This window comes from Faecalibacterium sp. DFI.5.82 (genome assembly GCF_029076575.1).
Taxonomy (GTDB): domain Bacteria; phylum Bacillota; class Clostridia; order Oscillospirales; family Ruminococcaceae; genus Faecalibacterium; species Faecalibacterium duncaniae.
Map to the genome: position 1 here is coordinate 1 of NZ_JARFIS010001015.1, position 292 is coordinate 292.

Here is a 292-nt window from a genome sequence, read left to right on the forward strand (position 1 = left end):
CGAGGCCAACGCTGCCGAGATCGCTTCTCTGGTGGCACAGAACCCTGCTCTGGCAGGCATCGTGGAGAAGTCCAGCGGCAGCCTGTCCGCTTTCTACAACCCCGGCCTGTTCACCACCATGCAGCTGATGTTCGGCGGCCTGTCCGCTGTCTTTGCAGTCTGCGCCATCATCGCCCTGTGGCGTCAGGACAATCCGAAGTACTTCGGTCTGGGCACCACCCAGAAGGTCGGCATCAAGGATTACGTTGACACCCTGGCTCACAACCGTGCCATCCAGATGCTGGTGGTCTCC

General features: G+C 61.0%; 1 pseudogene. It reads left to right on the plus strand.

The annotated features are described in order from the left end of the window. Positions 1-292: pseudogene (locus tag P0G09_RS19935) on the plus strand (glucuronide permease); the annotation flags it as partial.